The 17,180-nt window shown below is 70.0% G+C and carries 14 protein-coding genes; 11 read left to right on the top strand and 3 right to left on the bottom strand.

Translation table 11 applies throughout. The features are described 5' to 3' along the window. The first annotated feature begins 203 nt into the window (after positions 1 to 203). From GA707_RS19725 to GA707_RS19675, 11 genes are all read left to right on the top strand, one after another. Positions 204 to 833, top strand: coding sequence for a recombinase family protein (locus tag GA707_RS19725; RefSeq protein ID WP_146840845.1), 630 nt, complete (start codon positions 204 to 206; stop codon positions 831 to 833). A 13-nt stretch (positions 834 to 846) separates the two neighbouring features. Continuing rightward, positions 847 to 2,313: a Mu transposase C-terminal domain-containing protein gene (locus GA707_RS19720; protein WP_146840844.1), complete on the top strand. Its 1,467-nt coding sequence runs from the start codon at positions 847 to 849 to the stop codon at positions 2,311 to 2,313. Beyond that, entirely contained in the window at positions 2,300 to 3,214 is a 915-nt protein-coding gene (locus tag GA707_RS19715) for an AAA family ATPase (RefSeq protein WP_152180166.1), read from the top strand. The genes GA707_RS19720 and GA707_RS19715 overlap by 14 nt, the downstream gene beginning before the upstream one ends. A 913-nt stretch (positions 3,215 to 4,127) precedes the next feature. After that, the gene (locus GA707_RS19710; RefSeq protein WP_152180165.1) at positions 4,128 to 4,949 is read left to right on the top strand and encodes a hypothetical protein; all 822 of its coding nucleotides are present in this window, start codon (positions 4,128 to 4,130) and stop codon (positions 4,947 to 4,949) included. A 172-nt stretch (positions 4,950 to 5,121) separates the two neighbouring features. Next, the gene (locus GA707_RS19705) at positions 5,122 to 5,955 is read left to right on the top strand and encodes a hypothetical protein (protein WP_152180164.1); all 834 of its coding nucleotides are present in this window, start codon (positions 5,122 to 5,124) and stop codon (positions 5,953 to 5,955) included. After that, the gene (locus tag GA707_RS19700) at positions 5,952 to 6,245 is read left to right on the top strand and encodes a hypothetical protein (protein ID WP_152180163.1); all 294 of its coding nucleotides are present in this window, start codon (positions 5,952 to 5,954) and stop codon (positions 6,243 to 6,245) included. Before GA707_RS19705 ends, GA707_RS19700 begins: the two co-directional genes overlap by 4 nt. Continuing rightward, entirely contained in the window at positions 6,245 to 7,072 is an 828-nt protein-coding gene (locus GA707_RS19695) for a hypothetical protein (protein WP_152180162.1), read from the top strand. The genes GA707_RS19700 and GA707_RS19695 overlap by 1 nt, the downstream gene beginning before the upstream one ends. A 14-nt stretch (positions 7,073 to 7,086) precedes the next feature. Beyond that, a complete protein-coding gene (locus GA707_RS19690) occupies positions 7,087 to 8,574 on the top strand; it encodes a hypothetical protein (RefSeq protein ID WP_226963985.1) in 1,488 nt (495 codons plus the stop codon). 41 nt (positions 8,575 to 8,615) lie between these two features. Then, positions 8,616 to 10,121: an SCO6880 family protein gene (locus GA707_RS19685; protein ID WP_152180161.1), complete on the top strand. Its 1,506-nt coding sequence runs from the start codon at positions 8,616 to 8,618 to the stop codon at positions 10,119 to 10,121. Between the two features lie 19 nt (positions 10,122 to 10,140). Continuing rightward, complete coding sequence (locus GA707_RS19680; protein ID WP_152180160.1) at positions 10,141 to 11,667, top strand: ATP-binding protein; 1,527 nt, start codon at positions 10,141 to 10,143, stop codon at positions 11,665 to 11,667. 9 nt (positions 11,668 to 11,676) lie between these two features. Beyond that, entirely contained in the window at positions 11,677 to 12,786 is a 1,110-nt protein-coding gene (locus tag GA707_RS19675) for a peptidoglycan DD-metalloendopeptidase family protein (protein ID WP_152180159.1), read from the top strand. A 37-nt stretch (positions 12,787 to 12,823) separates the two neighbouring features. Here the strand turns inward: GA707_RS19675 and GA707_RS19670 are convergent, their stop codons facing one another. From GA707_RS19670 to GA707_RS19660, 3 genes are all read right to left on the bottom strand, one after another. Continuing rightward, complete coding sequence (locus GA707_RS19670) at positions 12,824 to 13,132, bottom strand: hypothetical protein (protein WP_152180158.1); 309 nt, start codon at positions 13,130 to 13,132, stop codon at positions 12,824 to 12,826. A 69-nt stretch (positions 13,133 to 13,201) separates the two neighbouring features. Then, positions 13,202 to 14,149 (bottom strand): GIY-YIG nuclease family protein, encoded by a 948-nt coding sequence (locus tag GA707_RS19665; RefSeq protein ID WP_152180157.1) that lies wholly within the window; start codon positions 14,147 to 14,149, stop codon positions 13,202 to 13,204. A 1-nt stretch (position 14,150) separates the two neighbouring features. After that, complete coding sequence (locus GA707_RS19660; RefSeq protein WP_152180156.1) at positions 14,151 to 17,174, bottom strand: type I restriction endonuclease subunit R; 3,024 nt, start codon at positions 17,172 to 17,174, stop codon at positions 14,151 to 14,153. Positions 17,175 to 17,180 lie beyond the last annotated feature (6 nt).

Below are 17,180 nucleotides of genomic sequence, written 5' to 3'. Positions count from 1 at the left end.
CACTCCCGCACCAGAAGACACAGGGCCAGGCTGGGTCAACGCGTCAGACAGAGTTGAGCCTGTCCCACTTCCTTGGAAGTGGGACGAGCGGTCCAAGACTTGTTCGAGCCGAGGCGGCACGGCTGACGCGCCGTGCCAGAAGTAGGTCCCGAAATCGCGTCCCGTTGGTTCCGTACAGAGACGACCTTCGGTACGTTGGGCCGGTGGAGTTGGGCTACGCACGCGTCTCGACGGCGAAGCAGGACCTTGACCGGCAGGTCGAGGCGCTCGTGGCGGCCGGCGTCGCACGGGACAAGATCTTTTTGGACAAGAAGTCCGGCGCGACCACCGACCGGCCGGGCCTCCGGGCGGTGTTGGAGTACGCCCGTGAGGGCGACGTCATCGTCGTGCACACCCTGGACCGCCTGGGGCGCACGGTGCGCGACACCCTCAACCTGATCCACGACCTCACCGACCGCGGCGTCGGGGTCCGCAACCTCGCGGACCCGATCAAGGTCGACTCCGCGAACCCCAGCGACCCGATGGGACAGCTCGCGGTCGTCCTGCTGGCCCTGTTCGCGCAGATGGAACGGACCTACACCGTCGAGCGCGCCGCCCACGCTCGAGCTGTTGCCACAGCCAAGGGCCGGCGGATTGGCCGACCCGTCCTGGTCGACGCTGACAAGCTCGCCTACGCCGCCCACCTGCGTGAGGCCGGCCACTCCATCGCGGAGATCGTCGCCAAGACGGGGATCGCCCGCACCAGCCTGTACCGCCACCTGCCGCCTCGGGCCGTCGAGCACCTCACCGCTGCGCCGGCGACCGAGCAGGCGGCAGCGGAGTCCGCGAGGTAGCAAGGAGACAGCGATGGTCTCGGCTCGGTTGACGGCCCAGCAGAAGGCCTTGCTGCTGTGCCAGCACCTCCAGGACGGAGTGCCGCTGACCCGCCTGGCTGAGCACGCTGGCATCCCGGAGCGCACGCTGCGCCGGTGGGCAACGACCTACCGGGCCGACGGGACCGTCGATTCACTGGAACGTCGACGGCGCAGCGACGCCGGCCAGCGCCGGCTGCCCGACGACCTCATCGCGGCCGTCGAGGCGTTGGCTCTACGCCGGCCCGCCCCGACGACCGCGTTCGTGCACCGCCGGATCGCTGACATGGCGCGCGACCGCGGGCTGGCTCCGCCGAGCTACTCCACGGTGCGCGACATCGTCACCAGCATCGACCCAGGTCTGCGCACCCTTGCGACGGGTGGCGACACCGCCTATCGGGATCGGTTCGAGCTGGTCTACCGGCGCTCGGCGGCCCGCCCGAACGAACAGTGGCAGGCCGACCACACGCTGCTCGACGTGCAGATCCTCGATGCCCACCGACGCCCGGCACGACCGTGGCTGACGGTAGTGCTGGACGACTACTCGCGTGCCGTCGCCGGCTACACGCTCTTCCTCGGCGCGCCGAGCGCCGAGCGGACGGCCCTCGCGCTGCACCAGGCCGTCATCGCGAAGGGCAACCCTGCCTGGCCGGTCCAAGGCCTACCCGACGTGCTCTACAGCGACCACGGCAGCGACTTCACCAGCAGCCGGCTCGAGCGGGTCTGCCTCGACACCCACGTCAGCCTGATCCACTCCCGGATCGGGGTCCCGCAAGGCCGCGGCAAGATCGAGCGCCTCTTCAGGACCATCACCACCGAGCTGCTGCCGCACCTGCCGGGGTACATCCCGCACGGCACCGGCGGGCAACCCACCACACCGCCGCAGCTCACCCTCGCCGAGCTCGACAGCGCAGTCGAGCGCTTCGTCGTCGAGGAGTATCACAGCCGGCCGCACTCCGAGACCCGGCAGCCGCCCGTGGTCCGCTGGCTCGCCGACGGTTGGATCCCTCGCAGCCCAGCCCACCCGGAGGACCTCGACACGCTCCTGCTCACGGCGGCTACCAGCCGCATCGTCCAACGTGACGGGATCCGCTTCTCCGGCACCCGGTACATCAGCCCGGTGCTCGCCGCCTACGTCGGAGAGAGCGTCACCATCCGCTACGACCCCCGCGACGCAGCCGAGGTCCGCGTCTACTACTGCGATAAGTACCTGTGCCGGGCGATCGCACCTGAGCTCGCCCGCGAAGCAGTCACGCTGGAGCAGCTGCAGGACGCTCGCGTCGCCAGACGGCGGGCGCTGAAGAAGGAGCTGCGCGAGCGTCGGAGTCTGGCCGACGCCTTGCCCGCGGATCACCACTACGCCGTGGTGCAGCCCGCGGGCTTGCCGGGCGTGGACGGGCAGCGTCCGCCGGCCGAGCCGCCCGTCCCTCGTCACAGGCTGCGGACCTATGCCAACGACTGAACCTGCCCCCGACCGGAGCATCCTCGGCAAGAACGACGACGGCCGGCGCTTCCTGACCAGAGGACTGGGTGAGCTTGTCCCGCCGGCGCCGCGTGAGGAGCAGGTCTCCTTCTTGGTCACGAAGGAGCACCGGCGGTTCGCAGAGTTCGCCGACACCGTGCGACGCCACCGCCACGTCGGGCTGTGCTGGGGGCCGCCCGGGGTTGGCAAGACCCTGTCTGCTCGCCACTACGCCGGCACGGATCACTGGGCGCGTTGGCAGCACACCCTCACCAGCGGCACCGATCCCGGTGCCGTGCCCGAACGCGTCCTGCAGGCGCGGACCGCGTTCTGGACGCCCACGGTCAACGCGAGCACCCGCGAAGTCGACCGGGCCTTGCCCCGCGCGTGCCAGGAGATCTCCTACGCCGTCGACTACCACCAGTACGGCAAGGTCGACCCCTTCGTGCACCCGGCCTCAGCGGGCTCTGCGCTCACCGAGCTGCTCATCATCGACGAAGCCGACCGGCTTAGAACCGTCGGGCTGGAGCAAGTCCGCGACTACTACGACCGACACCGCCTCGGCGTCATCCTGATCGGCATGCCCGGGATCGAGAAGCGCCTGGCCCGTTACCCCCAGCTCTACAGCAGGATCGGCTTCGCCCACGAGTACCGATCACTGGGGCCCGACGAGCTCACCGCCGTCCTCACCCGCCGCTGGCAATCAGATAAGCACCCGGACGAAGACGACTTGGCTCAGGCCGCCGCCATCACCACGGTCGCCCGCGTCACCGGCGGCAACTTCCGCCTCGTCGACCGACTCCTCACTCAGATTGAACGCATCCGCCAGATCAACCACCTCCCGACGGTGACACCGGAGGTCGTCGAAGCGGCCCGCGAGGCCCTCCTCTTCGGGCACTGAGCGAAGGTGCCCGGACACAGAGCACAGGTGATCTACGGCCACATATCCCTGTGGGCCACAGTCCCAACCCTCGTTCTCGAGTCGGACGCCGTCGATGGTGACCTCGTGTGCGTCGGGGTCGGGCAGGGCCTGGAGCTGCCAGGCCCCGGCCCGATCAACGGTGGACGGCAGCATCAGCTCGCCTGCCTCGTTGACGACCTCAACGTCCCGACGCGGCGCCCAGCGCTCGGCCCACTCGCCGGATTGCGCCCCACATGTCACGCCCCCCGCTCGAGTGTGATGACCGTACACCGCGGCCACGTCCCGGTGGTCGGTGTTGGGTGCAGCCTGGCTGCCGTCGCGGTGGGCGACCACCTCGGCGCTCCGTCTCAGGGCCTCCGACCTTGTCCATCCCGGCGACGGCTGAGCCGGCACCGGGAGGCCCGGTGCGGGCCGACGCGGCGCCTGGCTGTTGAGGACGTTGCTCGGGGCCGCTCCAGGACCTGCAGGGCCACACGCGGGACGTGACAGAATCGTCTGCAGGCCTTCGCGATCACCCCCCCGATCGTGCGGGCCTAGCGTCCCGGGTTGAGGCACCCCCTGCCTCCCCGGGACGCGCCTTCTTCCGCCTCCTCTGGCATCACCGGGCTCTGCTCGGTCCCCGTTTTTGGCGGTCGAGCACTGCTCCGGCGGGCCTCCCGAGGGGTGCGCCAGCCACGGTTCTTGGGGGCGGTGAGAGGCCCGTAGGGCGGCTGGCAAGCATTTTGCCGAAACGATCGGGGGGGCGTTGGGGGGCAACCCCGCTGACCTGCGAAAACGCATTTCGCCGCAGGAGCGCCCCTCCCCCTGGAAGGCCCGTTTTCGGCGTTTGGGGGGGCGACCGGTTGGCACCGTCCTGCTCGTAGGCACACACACCACGAGAAGGAGCAGGGACATGAGTGTGGCGACACGGTTGGGAGTAGACGACCCGGAGGAGGGCCTGCTCGCGCAGGCCCGCGACCGGTGGGCGCGGTGGGGCCAGGACGACCCGGTCTTGGCGGTGGTAGCGGATCTGCTGGAGCTGCCGGAGTGGGTGCAGGCACGGACGGGGCCGCAAGCGCCGCTGCCCGCCCTGGTGGAAGCGGATGCGGTGTTGCACCGATTGGCGAGACTGGCCAGCCCACGCGGCGGCGACGACGTGGCCGCGACCGCCGCCCTGGCCTACCTGTTAGTTCCGGGCGCGTCGCTGCTGGCCCACCGGCTGGAGGGCTACTCACCGCACATCGACCACTACGTCGCGGGCCAGCTGTGGCTGGAGATCCGCGCCTTCCCGTGGGAGCGGCTCTCCAAGGTGGCGGCCAATGTCCTGCTGAGAACGCGCCGGGCGGTGATCCGGGACCTGCGCGGCGACGCGCTGACGCCGGTGGACCCGACCGAGGCGACCTGGCAGCTGCTGGAGACCCGGCCACGCCCGCACGCCGAGGACGCCTACCGGCGCGCCCAGGCGTCATGGCGGGTGCGGACCGTGCTTGACCAGGCGGTTGCCGAGAACGTCATCACCGAGAAGGACCGTGCCCTGCTAACCGCACTGGCCGAGGCAGCGAGCGAGCATCGCGTGTCCCGCGCCGGACGCGGCTTCGGCGGGCTCTGCTCGATCCCGGCCCTGGAGAGCGTCGCCGCCCAGTCGGGCTGCTCGCTGTCCACGGTCCGACGCCGGGCACGGGAGAGCCTGGACGCCGTCGCGGCCGCCTACGGCTACCTGCAGAAGGCGTCATGAGCCCCGCCCCTGTCCGCACCGCCTGTGCCCGGATGGCCCGGATCGTGCTCGTGACTCTCAGAACCGCGATCGCGGCATTAGGGACTATGACTCCCCTGCCGCCCACCACCGCACACGCCGCCGACCCTGCCCCGGTACCCCTGCCGACCCCGCTGCCACGCGGGGGTGTGCGGTGAGCCCGCTCGCGACCCGTCCGGTCGCTCTCGAGGAGCTCCAGCGGGCCTGGCGGGCCGTCCAGGCCGGCCAGTTCCGCGCCCCCCACCGTCGCACCGGAAGGCACCAGCGCCTGTCGTTCTCCTCGGCGGTGTCGACGTGGTCCCCGGCCGAGCCGGTGCTGCCGGTCATCGGCTGTGTCGGCCAGTGCGGCGCCTCGACCCTGGCGCTGGCGCTGGCCACCGCAGCCGGTGACGCGCGGGTGGTGGAGTGCTGCTCGGCCACCTGCTCCGGCCTGACCACCGCGGCGACGGCCGAGCTCGGGCACACCCCGACCGGGTGGCGCCTGGGCCGCCGCGACCGGGTCGAGATCCTGCGGGCCGGGGGAGTGCACCTGTCCCTCGCCGAGGTGCCGCTACCAGACCACCCGACCGGGGCCGAACCGTCGGTCACCGTCCTCGACGTCGGCTGGGACCTCGGGCAGGTCCTGGCCACCCCCGGCTGGGTCGAGCAGCAGGTCGCCACGGCGGAGACGGTGCTCCTGGTCACCTCCGCGACCGTCCCGGGGCTGCGGCGGCTCGACGTCGCCGCGACCATCCTCGGCCCGCACCGGTGCCTCGTCGCGCTCGTCGGCGCCGCCCGCCGCTGGAGCCCCCCGTCCTGGACGCTGTCCAGCCCGACGCTGCGCGCCCTGCAGAGCACCGACCGGCTGATCCCGGTAGCCACCGAAAAGCACCTGGCCCGGGACGGTCTCTCCTCGGCGCCGCTGCCGCCGCGGCTGCTCAAGGCCGCCGCCACCATCCTCACCCGCTGCCACGGCAGCGCCTCACCCGAGAAGGGAACCCCCTCATGACCTCCTCATCCATCCCGAGTGTCTTCCCGGGCGCGGTGTGCCCGGTCGCTCCGCCCGGCGCGCAGGCCTACGCCGACCAAATCACCGGGTACGTGCTGTGGGGTGTCCTCATCCTCTTCGTCGTCGGGGTCGTCGTCGCCATCGGCGCCGTCGTCGCCGGCCGGCTGTTCTCCATGCCGCACGCCAGCAAGGTCGGCGTGGTCTCCATCGCCGTGGTCTTCCTCGCCGCGGTCGGGTACATGATCCTGCCCGGCATGATCGGCGGCATCACCGGATCCGGGTGCGTCTGATGACCACCACCACACCCACCATGGATGCCTGGGATCGGCGGAGGCTGCAGCGCACCCTCGCCGCCGTCACCGCGGCTGTCGTCCTGCTGCTGGCCGGGTTGGCGTATGCGGTCCACGCCGCCCTCACCAGCCACCCGCCGGAGGCCGCAGCCGCGGCAGAACCGGTGATCGTCGACGTCGGCGCCATCCCGGACCGCGACGCACGGCGGGACGCGATCGCGGCCGCGCCGATGCTCGCCGTCCCGCCGGACGCCGCCCGCGGCGGCGAGCCCGCCACCATTCCGGCCGAGCCGACCGCGATCCCGGCTGCGGGACGGGTTGGCCCCGCGGACGTCCCGACCGGGTACCCGCGCACCCCGGCGGGTGCGGTCGGGCAGCTCGCCGCCATCGCGACTGCCACCCTGCAGAGCCTCTCCCTGGAGACCGCCCACGCCATCTACGCCGAGTGGGCCGCACCCGGTGCCCCGCCGGCGCACGAGTGGACCCTAACCCGCAACCTCGCCGCCTTCCTCGGCTCCGACGCCGGCACCCACCTCACCGACCCCGGCGCGGCACTGGTCGCGACCCCCGTCGCGGCCCAGGTCAAAGGTGTCGACGGCACCGACTGGACGCTGGCGTGCGTGCTCATGCACGTCGAGGCCCGCGTCGTCACGGCCGCCCGGATGGGCTACGGCCACTGCGCCCGCATGCACTGGACGACCGACGCAGCTGGTGGCCGCTGGGTCATCGCCGCCGGGGCGGAACCGGCTCCGGCGCCCTCGACATGGCCCGGCACCGAGCTCGCCACGCGGGCCGGCTGGCGCACCTGGATCCCCGCAGAGAACTGAAAGAGAGACCTGTCGTGATCTGGTGGGAGCTCATCGACCCGTTCGCCGCGCTCGGCAGCGCCGCCGCCTCGGTGGCCGCCGACGCGTGGACCGTGGCCATGCTCAGCGTCTGGAACGCCGCGCTGTGGCTGCTGCGGGTGGTGCTGACCATCGAGGACCACTTCCTCACCCCCCAGCTGACCGCGACCGGCCCGATGGCCGGGATCTACCAGGTGACGTTCTGGATCGCTGGCACCCTCGTGCTCATCCTGCTCATGGTGCAGCTCGGCATCGCCGCCGTCCGCCGCGACGGGCAGTCCCTCGCCAGGGTCCTCATCGGGGCGGCGCAGTACGTCATGGTCTGGGCCGGGTGGATCGTCTACGCCGTCGCCGTCCTCGCCGCCGCCGGCGGACTCACCAAGGCGGTCATGCGCCAGCTCCTCGACGTCGACCAGCTCGCCGCGTGGCAGCCCTGGACGGCGTTCTCCCCGGAGGACATCACCGAGTCCATGCTCGCCACCGTGCTCGGCATGATGGGGTTCTTCCTCCTCTTCGGGGCGGTCGCACACCTGCTGGTCATGCTCACCCGTGCTGGGGCGTTGATGATCCTGGCCGCCACCGCGCCGATTGCTGCGGCGGGGCTGGTGTGGGAGGGCGGCCGGTCCTGGTTCTGGAAGACGTTCCGCTGGTTCCACGCCGCCGCCTTCACCCCCGTGCTCATGATGCTCATGCTCGGCCTCGGGGTGCAGGTCTCCAACGGCGTCGCCCTCGGCTGGGCCGACAACCTCGCCGCCGCCATCGGCTCCGCAGTCCCCGCGGTGCTGCTCATCTTCATTGGCGCCTTCTCGCCGCTCGCGCTGTTCAAGCTGCTCGCCTTCGTCGACCCCGGCACATCGTCCGGTGCCGCGATGCGCGCCGGCCTGGTCGCCGAAGGCGGCCTCCAAGGTCTCCTCCGCGGCGGCAGTAGTTCCGGGTCGTCGGCGGCGTCGACCGCCGACGACACCGGCCGCTCCCACGGAGAGGCTTCCACCGAGGCCGCTACCAGCCAGCGCGCCGCCAACGCCGGCGGCGGCATGCTCGCCACGGTCGGCGGTGCAGCCGGGCAGGTCGCCTCCCGTGGGCTCGGCATCGCCACCACACTCGGCACCACCGGGGCGAGCATCGGCGCCGACCTCTCGAACCAGATGGGCGTCGGCCACAACACCTACATCCCCGACATGTCCCGCAGCCGAGCCCAGAACGGCGCCGGCAAGGACACCGCCAACCCCCAGGTCAACGGCACCGAAGCCGGCGGGGGAGAAGGGGGTAGGGGCGCGGGAGGCGCCGGACAGGCACCCTCCTCCGGAACCCACTCGGAGCAGCAACCGATGCCGGCGCCAGCGTTCCCGACCATGCCCGCTGGCGGCAGCGGAGGTATGCCAGGGCCACCGGCCACCTCGGGCGCGACGGCAGCCGGTGGGGGAGCAGGCGCTGGAGCCAAGGCAGCGGGGGCGGCCGGGTCGGTGCCCGTCGTGCCCGTCTAGCCCAAGAACACACCACCAACTAACAAGGGAGGCGCGTCACCGTGGCGCAGATCTACAGCCAGTACAGCAAGGCACGGATCGGCTGGTTCCTCGGGCTGACCGGCTGGCAGGCCGCCATCGTTGCCGCCGCGACCTTGCCGTTCTTCTGGGCCCTCAAAGAACAGGCCTGGGCCTCAGCGGGCATGTTCCTGCTCATCGCCGCCGGCGTGATCACTGTGACGGTGGTGCCGGTGCGGGGACGCTCCGCCATCGGCTGGCTGCTCGCCGTGACCGGGTTCGCCGTCGGCGGCCTGACCGGCTGGACCCGTTACCGTTCCCGCGCCTCGCGGGGCGCCATCACTGACGTGGACGAGGTGGACCTGCCCGGGGTCCTGGCCGGGATCGAGATCCACGAAGGACCGCCCACCGGGTTGTCCGGGGCACGGGTGGCGGTCATCCAGAACCACGCCGCCCGCACCTGGGCGGCGACCGCCGCGATCGTCCACTCCGGCACCGGCATGGCCGACACGCACGACCGGGCCCGGATGGGCCAAGGTTTGGCCGAACTGCTCGACCAAGCCAGCCGCAGCGACCTGGTCGACGAGATTCTCTTCCTTGTGCGGACCGTCCCGGATGACGGCGCCGAACGCGATCAGTGGGTTACCCGCCACCGCCACCCCGGCAGCCCACTCGAGGTGCGCACCGTCAACGACCAGCTGCAGCAGGCCCTGACCTCAGCGTCGGTGCGCACCGAGGCCTACGTCACCGTCGTCGTCCCCGAGGCCCGGCTCGGCAAGGTCGCGCGGGAGGCCGGCCGCGGCATCGACGCCCGCGCTGCCGTGCTGTATGGGGTATTGGCTGAGGTCGAGGCACAGCTCAAAGGCGGCCTCGGGATGACGTCTGTGGCGTGGCTGACCAGCCCCGAGCTCGCCGCCGCCTGCCGCACCGGGTTCGCCCCCGGCGATCGGGCCGGGATCATCGACGCCCTCACCGCACACGCCGCCGATGACACGGTGAATGCTGCAGTGCCGTGGTCGATGGCCGGCCCCTCCGGCGCCGACCCCGCCGCCCGGCACTACTCCCACGACGCCTGGAACTCGATCAGCGCCACCATCACCCTCCCCATCCGCGGCGCCGTCCTCGGCGCCCTCGCCCCGGTCTTGACGCCGACCCAGCCGGGGGAGCGGCGCAGCTACCTCGTCGCCTACCCGATCCTCACCCAAACCTCCGCCGCGCGGCAGTCCGCCAGCAGCGAGTGGGCCGCCGACATGGGCCAAGGCCTGCGCGAGAAGGCCAAGATGCGCACCTCCACCCGCTCCCGCGACGAGAACGACCAAGTCCGCGCGCTGGAGGCCAAGCTCGCCCGCGGCTCCGCCGTCACCCGCCCGTACGCGGTGTGCACCGTCACCGTCCCCAAGACCGCCCGCATCGCCGAACACGCCCGCCACCTCGACGCCTCCATCCGCCGCGCCGGGTTCGCCCCGCTCCGCCTCGACCTCGCCCAGGACGTCGCGTTCGCCGCCTCCGTCGTCCCCCTCGGCATCAGCCTCACCCGCACCACCACCTGAGACCAGGAGCGAAGACACGATGAGCAGAACGCAGCGCGGGAGTGGCCGGGACATGACCCGACTGCTCGCCGACTTCGGCCACGACCTACCCACCCACCCAGCTCAGCCGGACCCGGTCAAGGACCCACGGCTGCTCCGGTACGCCCCGCGGCGCGGGCCACGCCGGGCGGGGCGGGGGTGGGCTCCCGCGACAGCCCCGGTCGTGTCGTACCGGATGCCGTCGGATCAGGCGCCGGTGTTCTGGCCGTTCATCCACGGCCCCGGCCTACCCCCGACCGGTGCCCAGATGGGGGTCGACACCCTCTCCGGTGCCGCGTTCTACGCCGACCCCATCGGCTGGGTCCTGGACGACGAGATCCCGGTGACCAACCCGAACGTCATCTGCATGGGCAAACCCGGCACCGGCAAGTCCGCCACCACCAAAGCCTTCGCCCTGCGCATGACCGACTTCGGCTACCGCATCCTCATCCTCGGCGACCCCAAAGACGAATACGAGAGGCTCTGCCACTTCTTCAACGTCCAACCCTTCACACTCGGCCCCGGCCTGCCCGCCCGGATCAACCCCCTCGCCTTCGGACCGCTCGCCCACGGCTGGAACCACCTGTCCGCGCAGGAAGCGCAGTCGCGGGCGGCGGTCGTCTTCGGCCGCTGGCTCACCCTCCTGCGCGCACTCGTGGGCAGCCAGAGGATCGGCGACCAGCGCGTGCCTTTCGGACCCTCCGAGGAAGCCGTCGTCAAGGCCGCGCTACGGGATCTCACCGGCTACGACCGCGCCAACAGCGTCCTGACCGAGACCACCATCCCGGCTCTGTGGCGCTACCTCGACCAACCCACCGACAACTTGATCTCTCAGTGCCGGTACGCGAGCCGGCAGGACTTCCTCGATGAGACCAGAGTCCTCCGGGACGCCCTCGGGCAGCTCGTCTCCGGAGCCCTCGCTGGGCTCTTCGACGACCACACCAGCATCGACGTGGACTGGAACGCCCCCATCCAGTCGCTCTCGCTGTCCCGCCTCGCTCCGCTGGGGGATGAGGCCGTCGGGATCGCGCTGGTCTGCCTGAACTCCTGGGGCCGGGGGATGCGGGAGATCGCCGACCCCGGGGATTTGCGCATCGTCATCCGGGACGAGATGTGGAAAGCCATGCGGCTCGGGATCGAGGCCGTCAAGAGCCTCGATGAGGACTTCCGCCTCTCCCGCGGCGTCGCCGGCCGCGGCGGCGACATCCAATGGGCCAACGCCCACAAACCCTCCGACATGCTCACCGTCGGCGACCACGGCTCCCAAGCCGCCACCATCGCCCGCGACCTGATGCACCTGGCCGACATCAAGATCCTCCACGGCCAGAAACCCGGCGTCGCCCACGAGCTCGACGACACGCTCGGACTGGGACCGATCGCCACCGATGCCATCACCGGCTGGGCCATGCACCGCAAAGGACGCGCCCTCTGGCAGATAGGGGAGCGGTCCCACAAAGTCGAAACGCACCTGCACCCCATCGAACAGCACCTCACGTGGACAAACCAAGCTCTTGAGGGCGCGGCCTGAGGGGCTCCGATGACGAAACTGGTCTCCGCGATCACCGCAGCGGTCCTGCTGCTCCTCGGCGCACCCCTCCTGATGGCGGCGCTCATCGTCACCGGCTCCACCGCAACCGCCACCCAGCTCGACACCTGCACCGCGGTCGGTGCGCCGCCGAGCGGGTCCTGGCGGCCGCCGTACCAGCAGGCGTACGTCGTCGGGGCTCGCGGGTTCGGGATGCGGTTCCACCCCATCCTGCGCACCTGGCGACCACACACCGGCCAGGACATGACCTCCATCCCCACCGGCGGGGCCATCGTCGCCGCCGCGACCGGCACCGTCACCTTTGCGGGTGACTCCGGCGGGTACGGCAACCTCGTCCTCATCGACCACGGCGGCGGCATCACCACCGCCTACGCCCACCTCGCTCGCATCGACCCGGCCATTACCGTCGGCGCCAACGCGTCGATGGGACAGCGGCTCGGCACCGAAGGCTCCACCGGAAGGAGCACCGGCAACCACCTCCACTACGAAGTCCGCCAGAACGGCACCCCCATCGACCCCGTCCCCTTCATGGCCAACCAGGGCGCACCCCTCGACGGCCGCCCCATCGCCCCCACGGCGCGCGCGTCAGAATCACCTGCTTCGAGCGCGGATTCGGTGATTGCAGCTGCCCGCTCGTTCGAGCTGCCAGAGCCTGGCGAGCCACGCCTGAACTCGATCACCAACCCGGCACTGCCCATCCCGCCCGAGATCAAGGCGCTCTATGCCGTGGCAGCGGAGAGGTACGACCTGCCGTGGACGCTGCTCGCCGGCATCGGCATGGCCGAGACCGCACACGGCCGTATCCGCGCCACCAGCACCGCTGGCGCCCAAGGCCTCATGCAGTTCATGCCCGCCACCTGGAGGATCTACGGGGTCGACGGAGACGGTGACGGGCGCGCCGACATCCTCAACGACGCCGACTCGACCATGAGTGCCGCCAACTACCTCACCGCCTCCAGAGTTCACAACGGCCCCGACGGAGTCCGCGACGCGCTCTTCGCCTACAACCGAGCCCACTGGTACGTCAACGACGTCCTGCAGTATGCCGAGTCCTACGGCGGTGGCGCAGTGACTGCCGCGCGAGACTGCCGAAGAACGTGAGGGAGGGCAGTCCGCACGAGATCAGCGAAGCCCGGACTCAATGCTTCTGCCGGAACTTCTCCATAGCCCTCGTCGGAAGCTTCTTGCCTCGATCGGCGCATGAGAAGCAGATGGCATTCGGGAACGGGCACCCGTCCTCTACTGCATGTCCGTAGAAGCGTTCCGCACGCCAACAGTCGGGTAGCAGCTCGTACAGCATTTCAACGATCAACCAAGCCGTGTCCGGGTCGACATCGATTCGGTCTTCCTCCGTAACCCCGACGAAGTAGTCGCTCTCGTAGCCGAACATAGTTCCCAACAGACCCGATAGATGCTCGGCGGCGCCCTGGGCTTTCATCCCCGACATGCCGTGCACTCTCGCGAGGACGACCCTTGCCGATGCCGGCCGAGGTTGCTGCCAAAGAATGTGGGCATCTCAGGTTCCCCTGTTTTCGAAGGCCCCAGTGGATGGTTCGTTGAGGCCAGATGTCTCCCAAGCGGCGAAGGTGAGTCCGTCGGCGGTCTTCCAGGTGGTGCGGCCGTTGCAGGATCGTCCGGCAACGATGGCGCCGGCGGTCGAGGGGGAGTGGAAGACGACATCACGACTGAGGACGTGAGCCCCGTCGTCGAGGACGATCGAACCGTTGTCGACGAGCGCGGACCGGCGTGCTTCGAGAGCCCGGTATGCGCTGGCCGTGGACTCGGCGAACGTGGCCGAGGCGCGGATCCGAGGGGCGACCCGAGATCCGGCAAGCAGGGTGAACTCTCCGTCGATCTGTTGCGCTCGAGCGGTGAGTCCCCGCTTCGGGACGTGCATCTCGAAGACGGGCGAGGCGCTCGCTTTGGGCGGGCTGAGTGTGTCGACCGATTCGACCCGACCGCGCAAGATGTTGATCCCTAGGACCGGGAGGGCGGTCTGGAGCTGGTCGAGGAAGTACTCCATGTCAGAGCGGTCCGCCTCTGGGAGCGACGACAGGCGGGGTTCGTTGCCGTTGCGAAGAAGGCAGCGTTGGGCTCGCCCGGCGAGCTCGACCAGGCGTGACTCGAGGTACTTCACGTGACCCTTGGTGAGCTGCTCGTCCTTGGAGGTGATGACGACGAACCGGTCCCAGAAGTCGCGTTCCTTGTCTCGCACGTGGTTGCGCAGACGGCCGCTCACGTCGTCGGACTCGCCGATGTAGCAGACGGTCCCGTCGGGGGCACTCTCATCAGACCCGACGAGGAGGTACACCCCCGGCTTGGTCACCTCGGCCCGTTTGAGCAGGTCGGCGAACTGAGACCGCGGACCGCTGACGAGGTGACCGACCCATTGGCCGACCTCGAGCGTGGTGAGGCCGCCGGGGGTGCCGTCGACGAGAAACAGCCGGATCTGCTTGCCGCCCACTTCAGCTCGCCTCCTGCCTGAACTCGTCGTAGGTGCCGGCGAGGTAGTCGACGAGGTACTGGCGGAACTCGGGGTTGGCGAAGAACATGTCGAAGAGGACTTCGTTCTTGCCGTGCCGGTCGAGGAGCATGTTCTCGACGCGCTTCTCCAGGACCATCTCGAACTGGGAGCGGTCGTTGTGCTCGGCGACGGCGCGCATCTCTGGGTCCTCTTTGACGACGGTCCATTGCTGGTCGACCCAGACCTTGTCGGCTTCGGTGAGCTCGGCTCCGTAGCGTTCGTTCATCGCCACGATGAGCGCGGAGAGCTTGTCCATCTCAGGATCGGTGATCGGTCCCTTCCCCTCGCCGGGGAGGGCGGTGCCGGGATCCTCCGAGCCTTCGAGCGTGATGGCACCTTCGGAGGTGGCGGCGATCCGAAGGTGGGTGAGCTGGACCGACTTGGACAGCTGCGGCATGGGGTCGTTCTCCCGGGCGGGGAGATCGGACAGGAGCATCCGCCCGTAGAGGAAGAGCCGTTCGAGGTCGGGGTCGGTGAAGGGCATGATCTGGGCGATGAACGCGTACGCACGGGTGAAGCGTTGAAGCGTGGCCCGGAATTCCTCCGCGGCCTCGTCCTCGAGGGCGATGAACCGCCCCACCGCCGGGCCGAGGTTGGCGTAAATCTCCCCTTGCCGACTGGGGTCGTCGGAGAGCAGGGCGGCGACGGCGGCGTCCATCTCCTCGCCCGACAGGATGCCGGCAGCACCGAGGTCGTAGAACATCGTGTAGAGGATGTTCGGCTCGGTCGGGTTCGCCAGCGACTGCTCGTAGAACGGCTCGAACGCGGCCTGGATCTCCTCGGCGGTGTTGGCGAAGTCCAAGACGAAGGTGTCCTGTTTGCCGGGGTGGGTGCGGTTGAGCCGGGACAGGGTCTGCACGGCCTTGACGCCGCCGAGCTTCTTGTCGACGTACATCGTGTGCAGCAACGGCTCATCGAACCCGGTCTGGTACTTCTCGGCCACAACGAGCACCTCGAACTCCTCCGAGGCGAACCGCTTCGGCACCTGGCTCTCGGGGAACCCGTTCATGCCCGGCTCGGTCCACTGCAGGTCGGGCGCGTCCGGGTCTGTCACGGTCCCGGAGAACGCCACCAGCGTCCTCAACGCCGAGGCGCCCTGGTCGTAGCCCTTCCGGGAGATGTACTCATCCAGGGCCTGCTTGGTGCGCACCGCGTGCAGCCGGGAGCGGGTGACGACCATCGCCTTGGCCCGGCCGTCGATCTTGTGCCGGGTCTTCTGCAGGAAGTGCTCGACGATGATCTCGGCCTTGGCGTTCAGCTCGTACGGGTGCAGGGAGGCGAACCGTGCGAGGGCGGCCCGGCCCTTCCTCGAGTCGAGCTCGGGGTCGTTGCGGGGGTGGGCGTTGGCGAGCTTGTAGTACACCGCGTATGTCGTGTAGTTCGCGAGCACGTCGAGGATGAACCCCTCGGCGATCGCCTGGCGCATCGAGTACGTGTGGAATGGCGCCTTCACCGGCTCCCCGTCCGGCCCCGCGACGGTCTGTCCGAACGTCTCGAGCGTCTTCGGTTTCGGGGTGGCGGTGAACGCGAAGAACGACAGGTTCTTCGTCTTCCCCCGCGCCAACGCGCTCGCCCACAGCGCCTCCTCCGGCCCGCCCGTCTCGTCGTGCAGGTCAGACTCTTCGGCCTCGGCCGCTGCCAGTGCGTCCTCCTCCGAAGCCGGTTGACCTCCGAGGACGGTCTTGAGCTTGGTCACGCCCTCGCCGGTGGTCGAGGAGTGCGCCTCGTCGACGATGACCGCGAACCGGCGCCCCACCACCCCGCGCTGCTCGCCGGTGGCGGCCTCCTCGGCGGCGAGCTTGGCCACGACGGGGAACTTCTGCAGGGTCGTGATGATGACCCGGGCCGCGTTGCCCTCCAACGCCTCCTTCAACTGGGAGGAGTGCTGGTCGACCCGCACGATCGTGCCCGGCGTGTGCTCCAAACCCGCCACGGTCGCTTGCAGCTGACGGTCCAGGACCTTGCGGTCGGTGATGACGACGACCTTGTCGAAGATCGGCTGATCATCAGCGCCGTGGAGGCGGGAGAGGGCGTGCGCGGTCCACGCGATCGTGTTCGACTTGCCCGACCCGGCCGAGTGCATGACCAGCCGGTCCACCCCCGCCCCATCGGTGTAGGTGGCGGCCAGGATCGAACGGACCGCGTGCCACTGATGAAACCGAGGGAACAGCACCCGCCCGTCCTCGACATGGATAAACGAGCCGAGCAGGTCCAGCCACGCCTCCCGCTCCCACACCCGCTCCCACAGGTATGCCGTGCGATACCCCGTCTTGACCGGCGGGTTCCCCGCCCCACCGGATGAGCCGGCGCCCGCGCTGCCCTGGTCGAACGGCAGGAAACGGGTCTCCTGCCCCGCCAGATGGGTCGTCATCGCCACGTGATGCGGATCCACCGCAAAATGCACCAGCGCCCGTGCCCGGAAGATCAGGTCGTGCGGGTTCCGGTCTGTGCGGTACTGAGTCTTGGCGTGCTCCACCCCCTGCCCGGTCAGCGGGTTCTTCAGCTCCGCTGTCGCGACCGGGATCCCGTTCACTGACAACACCAGATCCAGCGAGTCACCCGGGCGGGACTCCGAGTGATGCAGCTGCCGGGTCACCCCCAGCCGGTTCGCCGCGTACCGGGCGCTCTGCTGCGCGTTCAGCCCCGACGCGGGCTTGAAGTAGCACAGCCGCACCGACACCCCACTGTCCTTCACCGGCGACCGCAACACGCTCACCGTGCCTCGCTGATCCAGAGCGTCGGTGACGACCTTGAGGAATCTCGACCGTGCTGTCGCCTCACCCCCATGCCGGGCCACGAGGCGCTTCCACTCGGTTGGCTGCGACGCCTGAACGAACGCGATCACCTCATCCCCGAACACCCCCGTCTTCCGGTCATAGCCGTCCGGCGCGACGCTGGCCCAACCTTGCTCGAGCAGATGCGCCTCGATGTTCCCCTCGAACGCCGACTCCTGCGTCACCGACATACCCGG

The organism is Nostocoides sp. F2B08, from assembly GCF_009184895.1.
Classification (GTDB): Bacteria; Actinomycetota; Actinomycetes; order Actinomycetales; family Dermatophilaceae; genus F2B08.
Note: the sequence above shows the minus strand (reverse complement) of the source record. Positions and strands in the feature narration are given on the sequence as shown.